Genomic DNA, 12,657 nt, shown 5'->3' with positions numbered 1-12,657 from the left:
GCTCCCGTACGCCCTCAGGAAGTCCATGCCGAAAACCCCGCCGCCCGAGCCCGTCGAGGAACGCATCCAGGACATCGATCTCTCTCACGAGATGCAGGGATCCTTCCTGGAGTACGCGTACTCCGTCATCTACTCGCGGGCACTCCCCGACGCCAGAGACGGCCTCAAGCCGGTGCAGCGCCGCATCCTGTTCCAGATGGCCGAGATGGGCCTGCGCCCGGACCGCGGTCATGTGAAGAGCGCCCGCGTGGTGGGCGAGGTCATGGGAAAGCTGCACCCCCACGGCGACTCGGCCATCTACGACGCCCTCGTCCGCCTCGCGCAGGAGTGGGCCCTCCGGGTGCCGCTCGTCGACGGTCACGGCAACTTCGGCTCCTTGGACGACGGCCCCGCCGCCGCCCGGTACACCGAGGCGCGCCTCGCCGCGCCCGCGCTGTCGCTCACCGAGAACCTCGACGAGGACGTCGTCGACTTCATCCCGAACTACGACGGCCAGTTCCAGCAGCCGGCCGTGCTGCCCGCGGCGTTCCCCAACCTGCTCGTCAACGGTGCCAGCGGCATCGCGGTGGGCATGGCGACCAACATGGCGCCGCACAACCTCATCGAGGTCGTCGCCGCGGCGACCCACCTGCTCGAGAACCCGGACGCCACCACCGAGGATCTCATGGAGTACGTCCCCGGTCCCGACTTCCCGTCGGGCGGGATCCTCATGGGGCTCTATGGCGTGAAGGACGCCTATACGACCGGGCGCGGTGCCCTCAAGGTCCGCGGGCGAACGTCGATCGAGCCGCTGGGCCCCCGGCGCACGGGCATCATCGTGTCGGAGCTGCCCTACATGGTCGGCCCGGAGCGTCTCATCGAGAAGATCCGCGACGCGGTGCAGGCGAAGAAGCTGCAGGGCATCAGCGACGTCACCGACCTCACCGACCGCAACCACGGCCTGCGCGTCGCGATCGGGATCAAGACCGGTTTCGATCCGAACGCCGTGCTGGAGCAGCTCTACCGGCTCACCCCGCTGGAGGACTCCTTCAGCATCAACAACGTCGCCCTCGTCGACGGCCAGCCCCGCACGCTCGGGCTCAAGGAGATGCTCAGCGTCTACGTCGGCCACCGCATCGAGGTCATCACCCGCCGCAGCCGGTACCGCCTCGCCCGCCGGGAGGAGCGCCTGCACCTGGTGGAGGGGCTCCTCATCGCGATCCTCGACATCGACGAGGTCATCCAGGTCATCCGCTCCTCGGACGACACGGAGCAGGCCCGCACCCGACTCCGGTCGGTGTTCGACCTCAGCGAGCCGCAGGCCGAGTACATCCTCGAACTGCGACTGCGCCGCCTGACCAAGTTCTCCCGCATCGAGCTCGAAGCGGAGCGCGACGCCCTCCTCGCGGAGATCGCGTCGCTGCGCGAACTGCTCGCCAGCCCGGCGCTGCTGCGCGCCGCCGTCGCCCAGGAGCTGGACGCCGTGGCGGAGGCCTACGGCACGCCGCGCCGCACGCTGCTGATGAACGCCGCCCCGCCGAAGCCCCGCGCGACGAAGGGCGCGGTGGATCTGCAGATCGCCGATGCTCCGACCACCGTGGTCCTGTCGATGACGGGCCGCGCCGTGCGCGTGGACCTCGGCGAAGGACAGGAGCTCACCGCCCCGGCCCGGCGGAGCAAGCACGACGCCATCCTCGCGACGGTCGAGACGACGGTCCGGGGCGAGGTCGGGGCGCTCACCAGCACGGGACGCGTCGTCCGCTTCTCCCCCGTCGACCTGCCCTCGGTGCCCGGCACCTCGGTGCAGCTCGCCGCGGGGACTCCGCTGCGCGACTACCTCGGGATCACGACCAAGGGCGAGCGCATCCTCGGGTTCGTCCGTTTCGACAGCGAGACCCCCGTCGCCCTCGGCACCGCTCAGGGCATCGTGAAGCGCATCGTGCCGTCGACCCTGCCCGTGCGGCCCGACCTGGAGGTCATCGGCCTCAAGGCCGGCGACGCCGTGGTCGGTGCGGCCGACGCTGCGGATGACGCCGACCTCGTGTTCCTCACCACCGACGCGCAGCTCCTCCGGTTCTCGGCTTCGACGGTCCGCCCCCAGGGCGCCCCGGCGGGCGGCATGGCGGGCATCAAGCTCGGCTCCGGCGCCTCTGTCCTCTTCTTCGGCGCCGTCCGCCCGGACACGGAGGCCGTCGTCGCCACGGTGTCCGGTGCGGAGAGCATCCTGCCAGGCACCGATCCCGGCCGCGCGAAGGTCTCGGCCTTCACGGAGTACCCGTCGAAGGGCCGCGCGACTGGCGGCGTCCGCGCCCACGCCTTCCTGAAGGGCGAGGACCGCCTCACCGTCGCCTGGGTCGGCCCGAGTCCGGCACTGGCCGTCGACCCCACCGGCGCGGTGCGCAAGCTCCCGGACGTGGGGGCACGACGCGACGCCTCCGGTCAGCCGATCGACGGCGTCATCGGCAGCATCGGCCGCACGCTCGTCTGATCCGTTCCACGAAGAAGGGGACCCGGCCACGCCGGGTCCCCTTCTTCGTGACCTCTGCACTCAGGCGTCGATGGACTCGCGGGAGAGCTGGTCGGCGGAGTCGATGATGAACTCCCGCCGCGGGGCGACCTCGTTGCCCATGAGGAGTTCGAAGACGCGGCCCGCCGCCTCGGCGTCCTCCATCCGGACGCGGCGGAGCAGACGACCGGAGCGGTCCATCGTCGTGTTCGCGAGCTGCTCGGCGTCCATCTCGCCGAGACCCTTGTAGCGCTGGATCGGCTCGTGCCAGCGCTTGCCGGCCTTGCGGAGCTTCGCGAGCAGCGCGTGCAGCTCCTGCTCGCTGTAGGTGTAGATCGTCTCGTTCGGCTTGGATCCCGGATTGATGACGATGATCCGATGCAGCGGCGGCACGGCGGCGAACACCCGTCCGTTCTCGATGAGGGGCCGCATGTAGCGGAAGAAGAGCGTGAGCAGCAGAGTGCGGATGTGCGCGCCGTCGACGTCGGCGTCGCTCATGAGGATGATCTTCCCGTAGCGCGCGGCGTCGATGTCGAACGTCCGACCGGAGCCGGCCCCGATCACCTGGATGATGGACGCGCACTCGGCGTTGGACAGCATGTCGCCGACCGACGCCTTCTGCACGTTGAGGATCTTCCCGCGGATCGGCAGCAGCGCCTGGAACTCGCTGTTGCGCGCGTTCTTCGCCGTGCCGAGGGCCGAGTCGCCCTCGACGATGAAGAGCTCGCTGCGCTCCACGTCGTTCGTCCGGCAGTCGACGAGCTTGGTCGGCAGGGTGGACGACTCGAGCGCGTTCTTCCGGCGCTGCGTCTCCTTGTGGGCGCGTGCCGACACGCGGGCCTTCATCTCGGAGACGATCTTGTCGAGCAGCTGCGTGGCCTGGCTCTTGTCGTCGCGCTTGGTGGAGGTGAAACGCTGCTGGAGGTCCTTGCGCATCACCTGGGCCACGATCTGGCGCACGGCGGGCGTGCCGAGCACCTCCTTCGTCTGACCCTCGAACTGCGGCTCCGGCACGTTGACCGTGAGGACCGCGGTGAGGCCGGCGAGGACGTCGTCCTTCTCGAGCTTGTCGTTGCCGACCTTGAGCCGGCGGGCGTTCTGCTCGACCTGGCTGCGGAGCACCTTCAACAGCTCCTGCTCGAAGCCCTGCTGATGCGTGCCGCCCTTCGGCGTGGAGATGATGTTCACGAAGGAGCGGATGCGGGTGTCGTAGCCGGTGCCCCAGCGCAGGGCGATGTCGACGGCGCAGACGCGCTCCACCTCGGTCGCCACCATGTGCCCGTCCGGCTGCAGGACCGGGACGGTCTCGGTGAACGTGCCCTCCCCCTGGATGCGCCAGGTGTCGGTCACCGGCGGGTCGACCGCGAGGTAGTCCACGAACTCGGAGATGCCGCCCTCGTAGAGGTACGAGGTCTCCACGGGGCCGGTCGGCGCACCGTCCTCCCCCACCCCGGCGCTCGCGGCGCGCTCGTCGCGCACCACGATCTCGAGCCCGGGGACCAGGAAGGCCGTCTGACGCGCCCGCGTCTCGAGCTCGGCGAGCTGGAACGCGGCGTCCTTGGTGAAGATCTGGCGGTCGGCCCAGTACCGCACCCGCGTGCCGGTGACGCCGCGCGGCGCCTTGCCGACGACGCGCAGCTCGCTGTTCTCCTCGAACGGGGTGAACGGCGCATCGGGCCGCTTCTCCCCCGAGTCCTGGAAGATGCCGGGCTCACCGCGGTGGAAGGACATCGCGTAGGTCTTGCCGCCGCGGTCGACCTCGACGTCGAGGCGCTCGGAGAGGGCGTTCACGACCGAGGCGCCGACGCCGTGCAGACCGCCCGATGCCGCATAGGAGCCACCGCCGAACTTCCCTCCGGCGTGCAGCTTCGTGTACACGACCTCGACGCCGGTCAGACCGGTCCGGGGCTCGACGTCGACGGGGATGCCGCGACCGCGGTCGTGCACCTCGACGCTGCCGTCGTCGTGGAGGATGACGTCGATCCGGGAACCGTTGCCGGCGACGGCCTCGTCCACGGAGTTGTCGATGATCTCCCAGAGGCAGTGCATGAGCCCGGGCGAACCGTTCGAGCCGATGTACATGCCGGGGCGCTTGCGGACCGCTTCGAGTCCTTCGAGCACCTGGAGATGATGGGCGGAGTACTCGGCATTCACAATCTCCGAGTCTATTCGCGGGAGGGAGCCGCCCCTCGCAGACACTCCCCGGGGCGCCGCCTTCGCGGGTGCGCGCGTACGCGCTGAGCGAAACACGCCGTCGACCGGGCATGCCCCCAGGTGCAGCGTGGTTGTATTGAGCACGACCAACAAGGACGCCGACACCCGAGGAGGCCCCGAGATGAATGCAACGACCGAACGTGAGACCTCCGCTGTCGAGTACCGCCTGACCGCGATGGACCGCTGCGACTCGTGTGGAGCGCAGGCCTACATCGCCGCCGAGGTCAACGGTTCCGAGCTGCTCTTCTGCGCCCACCACGGCCGCAAGTACGAAGAGAAGCTGCGCAGCGTGGCCACGAGCTGGCACGACGAGACCGCTCGTCTCATCGAGACGGTCTGATCAGCGCCTGACCCGGCCGGGCCGGTTCAGTCCACGACCCTCCGCCGAATCCGCGGACCGAGGCGGGTGAGGATCTCCTCGCCCACCGTATCGATCCGCTCGGCGAGGGTCGTTGCTGTCTCCTCCCCCTGTGCGCCGGGGCCGAAGATCGTCACCTCGTCGCCGACCGCCATCCCCGGCCAGCCTTCGACCGTCATCGTGGCGACATCGATGGTCGACACGGCACGCGAGCCGGCGGGGGTGCCCACCGTCATCCCGGTCAGCGTGGAGGGGACGCCGTCCAGGCTCCCGACGGCGACGATCGCGTTCTCGCCCTCCACCCGCACGACCGGCGCGACGAGACGCGCCGCGGGACGGATCCCGTCGAGGTCCGGGCCGTCCGCCGAGCGGATGCCGTAGCAGAACGCGCCGATCCGCGACACGGTCCCGCGCAGCTCGGGTCGCCACCAGGACGCGGCCGAGGCCGTGAGGTGCACAGACGCCGGCTGCGGCCCGGTCAGGCCGGCCTGCCGGACGGCGTCGAGGAACACGGCCTGCGCCTCGTCGTCCTCGGCATCGCTCGCCTCGGCGATGTGGCTCCAGACGCCGACGAGCGCGAGGGCGCCGGACCGCTCGGCGTCCCGGGCATCGGCGACCGCGGCCGCCCAGTCCTCCGGGCGCACGCCGTTGCGGTGCAGCCCGGTGTCGATCTTGAGGTGGATCCGTGCGCGCACGCCGAGGACCTCCGCCCGGGCGGCAATGCGCCGGAGATATTCGACCGTGCCGACGCCGAGCTCGATGTCCTGCAGGAGCGCCTCGTCGATCTCCTCATCTGTCGAGGTCGCCCAGGCGAACACCGTCACCTCTCCGCCCGCGATGCGCCGGACCTCGACGCCTCCGCGCACGTCATAGCTGCCGAACGACGTCACCCCGGCCTCGAGGCCCGTCTCGACCGCCCAGCGGAGCCCGTGGCCGTAGGCATCGTCCTTGAGGACCAGCATCAGCGTGGAGTCGCCGAGGCGGTCACGGACCGCCGCGATGTTCGCGCGGAAGACGGCGCTGTCCAGACGCAGTTCGGGGCGCATCGGGCCTCCCATCATGCCTCCCATCCGCGCACGGCGTGCGCTCCCGGGACCGCGACGAGCTCAGCCGGGGTCATCCGAGTGAGCTCCGCCCAGCGCGCGATGGCGCCGGAGGCGGGTCCGGTCCCTCCGAAGTAGGTCACCGCGTCGCCGACCTCCGCGGGAGCCCCCTGGAGGTCGATGACGCAGACGTCCATCGCGACACGCCCGACGATGGGGTGCAGCGCGCCGTCGATCTCCACGTCCGCGTGGTTGCCCAGGGCCCGGACGATGCCCTGAGCGTAGCCGCCCGTCACGAGCGCGACCGTGGTGTCCGCCGCCGCCCGGAAGGTGTAGCCGTACGAGACGGCCTCTCCCGCCCGCAGGCGCTTGGTGGACATGACACGGCCGACCAGGCGCATGACCGGAGGCGTCGTCGGGAGGCCCTCCGCGGACGGCAGCCCGTAGAGGAGAGCGGGATCGACGTCCGGCTCTCCGGTGATCGTGGCGGTGATGCCTTCGAGACGGAGCGCCTCGACCTCTCCGGGGGAGTCGACGAGGACCTCCTCCGCTCCTGCCGCGGTCACCGCCTGGGCGACGGCGAGCAGACCGTGACCCCACGCATCGCGCCGCAAGTCGGCCCGGCGACCTCCCGCCTGGATCGCCGCGGACGCGCCGGCAGCGAGGGCCGAACGCGAGATCATCGCCTGCGGAAGCGCACTCGAACTCGTGTCACACACGTGCTCCAGCCTAGCTTCCGCGCTCCCAGGAGCCTGGGGGCTCCCCGCGTAGACTGGGACGTCGATCCCTAGACCCGGAGCTTCATGTCTCGTCTTTCTCTCGCGCCCCGCATCCGCTACCTCCTCGGCCGTGCCCGCCGCATCGACGTCGGTTCGGTGTTCGAACGCGCCAAGGAGGCCTCGGCCCAGCATCACCGGCCCGTGCCCACGATCGTCGCCGACATGCTCTGGTCGGCGGCCCGTCACAACGTCGGCTTCCAGGACTACATCGACTACGACTTCGCGATGCTGAACCGGGCCGAGCGTGAGACGTACATGACGCACCCCGTGTCCAACCAGCTCTCGCAGAAGTACGACCACCCCGACTTCCGCTGGATCTTCCAGGACAAGATCGAGTTCAACCGCAAGTTCTCCGCGCACCTGCACCGTGAGTGGATGGTGGTCGAGGAGGGGAACGCCGACGAGGTCCGCGCCCTGACGGAGCGCCTCGGCACGATCGTCACGAAGGAGCCGGTCGGCCAGGCCGGGACCGGTGTGCACCGGTATCACGCGGCCGACATCACGGACTGGACCGAGTTCCACCGCGGCCTCCTCGATCGCGGCGAGCTGCTGATCGAACAGGTCATCCGCCAGCACGACGACCTCGCAGCCGTGTGCCCCGGGACCGTGAACACCACGCGCATCACCGCGTTCTTCGACGGCGAGAAGGCGCACATCCTCGCGATGGCGCAGAAGTTCGGACGCGGCGCGGTGAGCGACCAGATGACCTTCGGCGGCTTCTACACGATGCTCGACGAGAATGGGCACGCGGTGGGGGCCGGCTACGACTCGCACGGCCACGTCCACGAGACGCACCCGGACTCCGGGTTCCGTATCGCCGACTTCCAGCTGCCCTATATGGACGAGGTGCGGGCGTTCATCGATCAGGTCGCCCGCGTCGTGCCGCAGGTGCAGTACGTCGGCTGGGACGTCGTCGTGACCCCTGACGGCCCCGTGCTCGTCGAGGGCAACTGGGGCGCAGGCGTGTACGAGAACAAGCCCAGCGTCACCGGCATCCGCACCGGGCACAAGCCGCGGTACCGCGAGGTCATCGGCTTCTGAGCCTGTCGAAGCGTCGACCCGGCCCCTTACGAACGAACCGGCCCCTTGGGTTCAAACGCAAGGGGCCGGTTCGTATGTAAAGGGGTGGTTCGACCCGCTCAGACCGCGCGGACGATGCCGAGCGGGGTGGACTCGAGGCCCTGCCCCAGCGGGTTGTCACCGAGGATCTTCACCAGCCGCAGCTCCCCCGCCTTGTCCAGCGTGGAGCCGAGGATGTTGCCGCCGAGATCGTTGATGTCAACCACGGCCACCTCCGCCTGACCGCCGATCAGCGTCTTCAGGTGCGCCGCGACCCGGTCCGGATCCTTCGGCCCGAGCACCACAGCCTCGTTGTACGGAGGGATGGTGTGCTTCGTCGGTCCGTCGATCGCGCGCGCCTTGTCCCCCGCGATGCGGTAGAAGTCGCCCTTGCGCCCGAACGCCTTGGTGATCGCCGAGACGGCCGCCGCGAAGAGGATGCGCGGCGTACCGCACTCACGCAGCGCCATCTCCATCGTCTCCGGCATGCCGAGACCGATGCCGTACGGCGTGCGCGTGACGTACTTCGACAGGAACAGCGCGAGCTTCCGCGGCTTGATCTCGTCCAGGCGGTAGGACCGCCCCTGCGTGATCGCGACGATCTTCTCGGTCACGAAGAGGAGGTCGCCCGGCTGGACGGCATCTTTGGCGTACTCCGTGATGATGGCGTCGAGATCGTCGTCCGGCATCACGACACGGGTGCGCAGCGGGATCCGCGCGTAGCTCTTTCCGTCGACGCTCGTCTCGAGCGCCTTGCCCTCGTTCGCCTGCATCACTCGAGGTAGTCCCGCAGCGACTGCGAGCGGCTCGGGTGGCGCAGCTTGGCCATCGTCTTGGACTCGATCTGGCGGATGCGCTCACGCGTCACCCCGAACGTGTCGCCGATCTGGTCGAGCGTCTTCGGCTGACCGTCGCCCAGGCCGAAGCGCATCCGGATCACGCCGGCCTCGCGCTCGGAGAGCGAGTCGAGGAGCTGCTCGAGCTGACGCTGCAGCATCGTGAAGCCCACGGCATCGGCGGGGACCACGGCCTCGGTGTCCTCGATGAGGTCGCCGAACTCGCTGTCGCCGTCTTCGCCGAGCGGCGTGTGCAGGGAGATCGGCTCGCGGCCGTACTTCTGTACCTCCACGACCTTCTCGGGGGTCATGTCGAGCTCGCGGCTCAGCTCTTCCGGGGTGGGCTCGCGACCGAGATCCTGGAGCATCTGGCGCTGCACGCGGGCGAGCTTGTTGATGACCTCGACCATGTGCACCGGGATGCGGATCGTGCGGGCCTGGTCGGCCATGGCACGCGTGATCGCCTGACGGATCCACCAGGTGGCATAGGTCGAGAACTTGAAGCCCTTGGTGTAGTCGAACTTCTCGACGGCGCGGATCAGGCCGAGGTTGCCCTCCTGGATCAGGTCCAGGAACTGCATCCCGCGTCCGGTGTAGCGCTTGGCAAGGGAGACGACGAGACGGAGGTTCGCGCCGAGGAGGTGGCTCTTCGCGCGCTGACCGTCACGGGCGACCCACTGCAGGTCGAGTCCGAGCTGGCTCGTCTTCTCGGCGGGAGACATCGCGGAGAGCTTCTCCTCCGCGAACAGACCCGCCTCGATGCGCATCGCGAGCTCGACCTCTTCGGCCGCGTTCAGCAGCGCGACCTTTCCGATCTGCTTCAGGTAGTCCTTGACCGGGTCGGCCGTCGCGCCGGTGATCTGGGTCGAGTAGACCGGGACCTCTTCGTCGTCCTTGGAGGAGATGACGATCGCACCGGTCGGCAGCGGCTCGGTGAAGGCCGGCTTCGCGTCGTCCTCCTCCTCGTCGCCCGCGGCGTCTTCGGAGCCCTCGGCCGCAGCGGCGTCGTCTTCCTCGACGACGTCGTCCGACTTCTTCTTCTTCGCGGGGGCGCGCTTGGCCGCGGCGCGCTTGGGCGCGGGAGCCGCTTCGGTCGCTTCGACGTCCTCGACCTCGGGATCCGCGGTGATCTGATCGGCCTTCTTCGTCCGCGTGTTCTTCGTCGTGGCAGGAGTCACGTTTCGCCTTTCACGGGGCCGCTGGGAGACCCCGGGACATTTCGGACACTAGTAAGACCCTTGTCAAGTCCAGCGCTCGAAAACACTGATTGACAACGGGTCGGACTCCTAGTATCGCACACGTATGGCGATGAGGACGCATTCGAGGGCGATCCGCTGCGAGAGATTCAGCCGCGCCCCGGCTTGTCCTCGTCGCCGGACGGACGCGAGGCGAGGTAGCGCTCGAGCTCGGCCGCAAGTTCATCGGCGCTGGGCAGGTCGCGTTCGCTGAACCCGCCCTCGTCGTACGAGTCGTCTTCGGGGTCGCGACCGGCCATGTAGGCGTCGTAACGACGTTCGAGGTTGTGCACCATCTGCTGCAGCTCGTCGTTCGCCGCGACCTGCTCGTCGACCCGGGCGATGTAGTCCGCGCGCCGCTCCTGCACCGCGTCGAGCATGAGCACGAGACCGGTCGACGCCATGAGCTTCTCTGCCGCCGCGCTGACCGCCTCCGGATTCTCCGTCTCGGCGAGGTAATGCGGCACCAGCAGCACGAAGCCGACGACGCGCTCGCCCCGCTCCGCGAACCGGAACTCGAGCAGGTGGCCGGCGGTGGCGGGCACCTGCGTGCGCGGACGCCATACGGAGTGTGACACCACGAGATCGCGCCGATTACCGCTCACCGTCGTCCCGATGGGACGCGTGTGCGGCACGGGCATGGCGATCGAGTGGACCCAGTGCAGTCCTGAGGCCTCGAATTCCGCAGCGAGATCCAGAACGGTCTCCGCGAAGGCGTTCCATGCGAAGTCGGGCTCATACCCCGTGAGCAGCAGGAACGGGCGTCCCAGCGCATCCGTGGCGAGGGAGAGCTCGAGGCGGGGCGGGCGGAACTCGGCGAGGTGGTCCTGGTCGAACGAGATGACCGGGCGGCGCGCGCGGTAGTCGAGGAGCACATCGTTGTCGAAGATCGCGAGCGGCTGCGGCGACGTCGTCTCCCGCAGGTGATCGATGAGCCCGGACACCGCACTGCCGGCGTCGGTGAACCCGGTGAGCAGCATCACGAGAGGCAGGCCGTGGGGCACCGCGGGGGCGTTCGCGACGCGTTCGTGGATCTCTCCGGAGAAGGGCATGTCTCCATGCTACGAGCCGCACCCGGAGCCGGGCTCTGACGTGTCTCGCTGAGAGCGAACACACCCCGGCCGCCGGACCGACGACCCCGGTGCGGAGATCCTAGGATGGAGAGCATGACGCTTCCCGTGCTCTCGCACACCACCGATCAGTTCCCCGGAAGCGCTGCCGATGCCGCAGTGCTCGTCGTCCCCGATCTCTCCGAGTCGGCCGAGTCGCTGGCGGCTCACCCCGGTCTCGCCGACGTCCTGGCGGGCATCGGCTTCACCGGCGCCGCCGGAGCGTTCGCGCGGGTTTACGCCCCCGAGGTGACGACCCTCCCCTTCGCGGTCGTCGGCGTCGGCTCTACCATCGACGACGCGTCGGTGCGGAGCGCCGCCGGCACGGCTCTTCGCTCCCTCACCGGCTTCGACACCGTCGCGCTCGGCCTCGCCTCCGGGCTCGAGGCGCACGCGGCCGCCGCGGCGGAGGGCGCCGTCCTCGGTGGCTACCGCTTCGATGACTACCGCGCCGAGAACGGCAGGAAGAAGCGGGCGACGGCGGTCGTCGTCCACGCCCCGCTCGACGACGAGACGATCGCCCGCGCCCACGTGACGGGCGAGGCTGTCGCCCTCATCAAGGACCTCGTGAACGTGCCCGCGGAGTGGCAGAGTCCCGCACAGCTCGCGCAGAGCGCCGCCGACAGCGTCGCCGACCTCGACGTCACCGTGCAGATCCTCGACGAGACCGCTCTCGCGGAACAGGGTTTCGGCGGCATCCTCGGCGTCGGCCAGGGCTCCGACCGCCCACCGCGTCTCGTCCGCCTCGACTACGCGCCGGCGGACGCGCAGCGCCACATCGCCCTCGTCGGCAAGGGGATCACGTTCGACACCGGTGGGCTCTCCCTGAAGCCGGCCGCGTCGATGGTCGGCATGAAGTTCGACATGGCGGGTGCCGCCACCTCTCTCGCCGCGCTCCGCGCCATCGCAGCCCTGCGACTTCCCGTGCACGTGACCGCCTGGCTCTGCATCACCGACAACATGCCGTCCGGCCGCGCCCTCCGCCCCGGCGACGTCATCCGCATCCTCGACGGCACCACCGTCGAGGTGCTGAACACCGACGCGGAAGGGCGCCTCGTCCTCGCCGACGGCCTGGTCGCCGCGAGCCGGGAGAACCCCGACGTCATCATCGACGTCGCGACCCTGACCGGCGCGATCGTCGCGGCCCTCGGCCACCGCCACACGGGTGTCTTCGGCGACGACGAGACGGTCGCGGAGTTCCTCGCCGCCGCTGCGCGCACGGGAGAGCCGGCGTGGCACATGCCCCTGCCCGCCTACATGGAGGAGACGCTGGACTCCCCCATCGCCGACATGATCAACGCCAACATGGGAGATCGGATGGGCGGCGCGTCCTTCGCCGGCCTCTTCCTGCGACGCTTCGTCGGCCGCACCTCGGACGCGGACGACGCGCCGCGCATCCCCTGGGTGCACCTCGACATCGCGGGCTCCGGTGAACACGCCGGCGCCCCCTACGGCTTCACCGAGAAGGGCCCCACGGGGGCGATGGTCCGATCGATCATCGCCTTCGCCGAAGCAGCATCCCACCCGGAGGCATGACAC

The 12,657-nt window shown here is 69.6% G+C and carries 10 protein-coding genes; 4 read left to right on the top strand and 6 right to left on the bottom strand.

Annotated elements, in window-relative coordinates:
- The first annotated feature begins 25 nt into the window (after positions 1 to 25).
- The gene (locus KVS71_RS14490) at positions 26 to 2,467 is read left to right on the top strand and encodes a DNA topoisomerase IV subunit A (protein ID WP_217584883.1); all 2,442 of its coding nucleotides are present in this window, start codon (positions 26 to 28) and stop codon (positions 2,465 to 2,467) included.
- 60 nt (positions 2,468 to 2,527) lie between these two features.
- Here the strand turns inward: KVS71_RS14490 and KVS71_RS14485 are convergent, their stop codons facing one another.
- The gene (locus KVS71_RS14485; protein ID WP_060921827.1) at positions 2,528 to 4,642 is read right to left on the bottom strand and encodes a type IIA DNA topoisomerase subunit B; all 2,115 of its coding nucleotides are present in this window, start codon (positions 4,640 to 4,642) and stop codon (positions 2,528 to 2,530) included.
- 178 nt (positions 4,643 to 4,820) lie between these two features.
- Here KVS71_RS14485 and KVS71_RS14480 point away from each other — a divergent pair, with 178 nt between their 5' ends.
- Positions 4,821 to 5,039, top strand: a complete 219-nt coding sequence (locus tag KVS71_RS14480) for a hypothetical protein (protein ID WP_025103577.1) — start codon at positions 4,821 to 4,823, stop codon at positions 5,037 to 5,039.
- 26 nt (positions 5,040 to 5,065) lie between these two features.
- On the opposite strand, the gene KVS71_RS14475 is transcribed toward KVS71_RS14480, so the two are convergent.
- Positions 5,066 to 6,103, bottom strand: a complete 1,038-nt coding sequence (locus KVS71_RS14475; RefSeq protein WP_060921826.1) for an alanine racemase — start codon at positions 6,101 to 6,103, stop codon at positions 5,066 to 5,068.
- Between the two features lie 11 nt (positions 6,104 to 6,114).
- Complete coding sequence (locus KVS71_RS14470; RefSeq protein WP_231919622.1) at positions 6,115 to 6,819, bottom strand: alanine racemase; 705 nt, start codon at positions 6,817 to 6,819, stop codon at positions 6,115 to 6,117.
- A gap of 84 nt (positions 6,820 to 6,903) precedes the next feature.
- Here KVS71_RS14470 and KVS71_RS14465 point away from each other — a divergent pair, with 84 nt between their 5' ends.
- Positions 6,904 to 7,920 carry a sugar-transfer associated ATP-grasp domain-containing protein gene (locus tag KVS71_RS14465; RefSeq protein WP_060921807.1) on the top strand — a complete coding sequence of 339 codons (1,017 nt, stop codon included), beginning with the start codon at positions 6,904 to 6,906 and terminating at the stop codon, positions 7,918 to 7,920.
- Positions 7,921 to 8,018: 98 nt separating this feature from the next.
- On the opposite strand, the gene KVS71_RS14460 is transcribed toward KVS71_RS14465, so the two are convergent.
- The 3 genes from KVS71_RS14460 to KVS71_RS14450 form a co-directional block, all read right to left on the bottom strand.
- Positions 8,019 to 8,711 (bottom strand): coenzyme F420-0:L-glutamate ligase, encoded by a 693-nt coding sequence (locus KVS71_RS14460; protein WP_060921806.1) that lies wholly within the window; start codon positions 8,709 to 8,711, stop codon positions 8,019 to 8,021.
- On the bottom strand, positions 8,711 to 9,952 hold the full coding sequence (locus KVS71_RS14455; RefSeq protein ID WP_025103582.1) for an RNA polymerase sigma factor: 1,242 nt from the start codon (positions 9,950 to 9,952) through the stop codon (positions 8,711 to 8,713). The genes KVS71_RS14460 and KVS71_RS14455 overlap by 1 nt, the downstream gene beginning before the upstream one ends.
- A gap of 167 nt (positions 9,953 to 10,119) precedes the next feature.
- Positions 10,120 to 11,061: a proteasome assembly chaperone family protein gene (locus tag KVS71_RS14450; protein ID WP_060921805.1), complete on the bottom strand. Its 942-nt coding sequence runs from the start codon at positions 11,059 to 11,061 to the stop codon at positions 10,120 to 10,122.
- A 114-nt stretch (positions 11,062 to 11,175) separates the two neighbouring features.
- Here KVS71_RS14450 and KVS71_RS14445 point away from each other — a divergent pair, with 114 nt between their 5' ends.
- The gene (locus KVS71_RS14445) at positions 11,176 to 12,654 is read left to right on the top strand and encodes a leucyl aminopeptidase (RefSeq protein WP_217584882.1); all 1,479 of its coding nucleotides are present in this window, start codon (positions 11,176 to 11,178) and stop codon (positions 12,652 to 12,654) included.
- The last annotated feature ends 3 nt before the right edge of the window (positions 12,655 to 12,657 follow it).

The organism is Microbacterium sp. GbtcB4, from assembly GCF_019091465.1.
Taxonomy (GTDB): Bacteria; Actinomycetota; Actinomycetes; order Actinomycetales; family Microbacteriaceae; genus Microbacterium; species Microbacterium paraoxydans.
The sequence above is the reverse complement of the archived record's forward strand: the minus strand, read 5'-3'. Positions and strand labels throughout refer to the sequence as shown.

What these genes read in the sequence shown, in the direction of transcription:
- KVS71_RS14490 (WP_217584883.1), top strand. Translation starts at nt 26, where the DNA reads ATGCCGAAAACCCCGCCGCCCGAGCCCGTCGAGGAACGCATCCAGGAC.
- KVS71_RS14480 (WP_025103577.1), top strand. Translation starts at nt 4,821, where the DNA reads ATGAATGCAACGACCGAACGTGAGACCTCCGCTGTCGAGTACCGCCTG.
- KVS71_RS14475 (WP_060921826.1), bottom strand. Translation starts at nt 6,103, where the DNA reads ATGCGCCCCGAACTGCGTCTGGACAGCGCCGTCTTCCGCGCGAACATC.
- KVS71_RS14465 (WP_060921807.1), top strand. Translation starts at nt 6,904, where the DNA reads ATGTCTCGTCTTTCTCTCGCGCCCCGCATCCGCTACCTCCTCGGCCGT.
- KVS71_RS14460 (WP_060921806.1), bottom strand. Translation starts at nt 8,711, where the DNA reads ATGCAGGCGAACGAGGGCAAGGCGCTCGAGACGAGCGTCGACGGAAAG.
- KVS71_RS14450 (WP_060921805.1), bottom strand. Translation starts at nt 11,061, where the DNA reads ATGCCCTTCTCCGGAGAGATCCACGAACGCGTCGCGAACGCCCCCGCG.
- KVS71_RS14445 (WP_217584882.1), top strand. Translation starts at nt 11,176, where the DNA reads ATGACGCTTCCCGTGCTCTCGCACACCACCGATCAGTTCCCCGGAAGC.